The organism is Nevskia soli (assembly GCF_903970205.1).
GTDB lineage: Bacteria > Acidobacteriota > Terriglobia > Bryobacterales > Bryobacteraceae > Bog-113.
Map to the genome: position 1 here is coordinate 1 of NZ_CAJCHS010000319.1, position 2,808 is coordinate 2,808.

The window sequence follows — 2,808 nt, forward strand, 5'->3', positions numbered from 1 at the left end:
CGCTTGCTACACTGCGAATACATCCGGAATGCTCCCTCATGAAGCCAACCCAGGAGTTACCCCGCACCTTAGGAGAATTGCGCAATAGCGCGTTCTCGGAAACCCACTCCGGCTCGCGCACGGTTAAAGATGAACTGCGAGCGAATTTAATTTGCAAGCTGCAGCGCGGGGAAACGTTGTTCCCCGGCATCGTCGGCTATGAGGACACCGTCGTTCCTCAGCTCGTGAACGCCGTTCTTTCGAAGCACAACTTCATCCTGCTCGGGCTGCGCGGGCAAGCTAAGACGCGCCTCATCCGCATGCTGACAACGCTTCTCGATCCGTTCATTCCCTATGTCGCGGGCAGCGAGATTCACGATAATCCGTACCACCCGATCTCCGCTCACGCGCGCCATATCGTCGCGCAACACGGCGACGAAACTCCGATCGCGTGGCTAACACCCCACGCCCGCTACATCGAAAAACTCGCGACCCCCGACGTAACGATCGCAGATATGATCGGCGACATCGACCCCATCAAAGCCGCCCGCCGCGGCGCCGATATCTCCGACGAGTTGACCATTCACTACGGCCTGGTGCCCCGCGCCAATCGCGGCATTTTCGCCATCAACGAATTGCCCGATCTCGCCGGCAAAATTCAGGTCGGGTTGTTCAACATCATGCAGGAAGGCGACGTACAGATCAAGGGCTATCCGGTTCGCCTGCCGCTCGATTTGCTGCTGGTCTTCACCGCCAATCCCGAAGACTACACGGCGCGCGGCAAGATCGTCACCCCGCTGAAGGATCGAATCGGCAGCGAAATCCGCACGCATTATCCGACCGAGATCGAGCAAGGCATCGAGATCACCAAGCAGGAAGCGTGGATGGACCGGGCGTCGAACATACAAACGCGCGTGCCGTCGTATATCAGCGAAGTGGTGGAGCAGCTGGCGTTCATCGCGCGTGAAGACAAGCGCATCGATAAGCGCTCCGGCGTGTCGCAGCGACTGCCCATCTCGGTGTTGGAAAACGCACTTTCGAACGCGGAGCGGCGCGCGCTCGGCAATCGCGACAGCCTCGCCGTGCCGCGCGTGCTCGATGTTTATTCCGCGCTCCCCGCCATCACCGGCAAGCTCGAACTGGAGTATGAAGGCGAGTTGAAGGGCGGCGATACCGTGGCTCGCGAGATTATCCGCATCGCCGTGGGCAAGGTATTCGACCGCTACTTCGAGGGCGTCAACCTCAATTCGATTGTGCAATGGTTCGACCTCGGCGGTTCGCTGCAACTCGGCGAGACGGTCAATTCCGAGAGCATGGTCCGGCAGCTCGAAGGTATTCAAGGGCTGATGGAGAAAACGCGCGCGCTCGGACTCACGCCCAACGAACCGGATGCGGTCCGCGCTTCGGCGGCTGAATTCGTTCTGGAAGGCTTGTATGCGCACCGCCGCATCAGCCGCACGGAAGAACGGACCTTTGCAGCCGAAGAGAAACGATCCACGCCGCCGCGCGAACGGCGGGATGAGCGCGACGATCGCGAGCGCGAACGGGAACGCCGCCGCAAGCAGTTCAACTAATCGCACGAAAGGAGGCTCGCGCAATATGAAATCTATTAAGTACTCGCGCTACACCGGCGAGGACTTTGGCATCGACGCTCAGGATCTGCTGAACGCGCTGTCCGATTTCTTCCTCCAAAGCGGCTTTGATTCGCCTTACGGGCAATTTCGTGAGATGGACCAGCGCACCATGGAGGAGCTGAAACAAGCTATCGCGCGCGCGCTCGAATCCGGCGATCTTTTCCCCGATGACCAGATGGAAAAGATGCTGGAGCGTCTGCAAAACATGACGCCCGAGCAGATGAACCAACTGCTGGATACTCTGGTCCAGAAGCTTGCTGACGAAGGTCACATCACCATCTCGCAGCCCAGTCAGCCGATCGATCAACCGAAAGGTCAAGGCGGCGAAGGTCCGGAGTCGAAGGTTAAGTTCGAAGTTACCGATAAGTCGCTCGACTTTCTCGGATTCAAGACGTTGAAAGACCTGCTTGGTTCTTTAGGTAAGTCGAGCTTCGGCCGCCATGATACCCGCGATCTCGCGACAGGAGTAGAGTCCTCAGGTTCCTCGAAGCTCTATGAATTCGGCGACACGCTCAATCTGAATATCAGCGAGACACTCTTCTCCGCCGTGCAGCGCGAGGGAGTCAAGGTCCCGCTGAACCTGGAATACGAAGACCTCTACGTCAATCAGTGCGAGTATCAGAGCTCCTGCGCGACGGTGCTGATGCTGGATTGCAGCCACAGCATGATTCTCTATGGCGAAGACCGTTTCACGCCGGCCAAGAAAGTCGCGATGGCGCTGGCTCACCTGATTCGCACGCAGTATCCCGGTGACACGCTTCGCTGCGTCCTATTCCACGATTCCGCCGAAGAACTCGACATCAGCCAGCTCGCGCGCGTTCAGGTCGGACCTTATTACACCAACACCCGCGACGGTTTGATCCTCGCGCAGCGCCTGCTGGAGCGCGAGCGCAAAGACATGCGCCAGATCGTAATGATCACCGACGGCAAGCCGAGCGCGCTGACCCTGGAAGACGGGCGCATGTACCGCAATGCGTTTGGGCTCGACCCGCTGGTGATCAGCAAGACGCTGGAAGAAGTCAATCGCTGCCGCAAGCAGGGCATCCTGATCAACACCTTCATGCTCGCCAGCGACTACGGTTTAGTGAACTTCGTCCAGAAGGTGACCGAAATCTGCCGCGGGAAGGCGTATTTCACCACGCCTTACAATCTCGGCCAATATCTTCTGATGGATTACATGAATCGGAAAACGCGC

General features: G+C 58.4%; 2 protein-coding genes. Both read left to right on the top strand.

Going from position 1 to position 2,808, the window contains the following annotated elements; translation table 11 throughout:
• Window positions 1-38 precede the first annotated feature (38 nt).
• Window positions 39-1,553, top strand: coding sequence for a magnesium chelatase (locus H1Y01_RS13910; protein WP_180541114.1), 1,515 nt, complete (start codon window positions 39-41; stop codon window positions 1,551-1,553).
• Between the two features lie 25 nt (window positions 1,554-1,578).
• Window positions 1,579-2,808: vWA domain-containing protein (locus H1Y01_RS13915; protein ID WP_180541115.1), on the top strand; the 1,230-nt coding region annotated here is incomplete at its 3' end.

Excerpts from the sequence above, each read along its gene's own strand:
- H1Y01_RS13910 (WP_180541114.1), top strand. The coding sequence starts at position 39 with ATGAAGCCAACCCAGGAGTTACCCCGCACCTTAGGAGAATTGCGCAAT.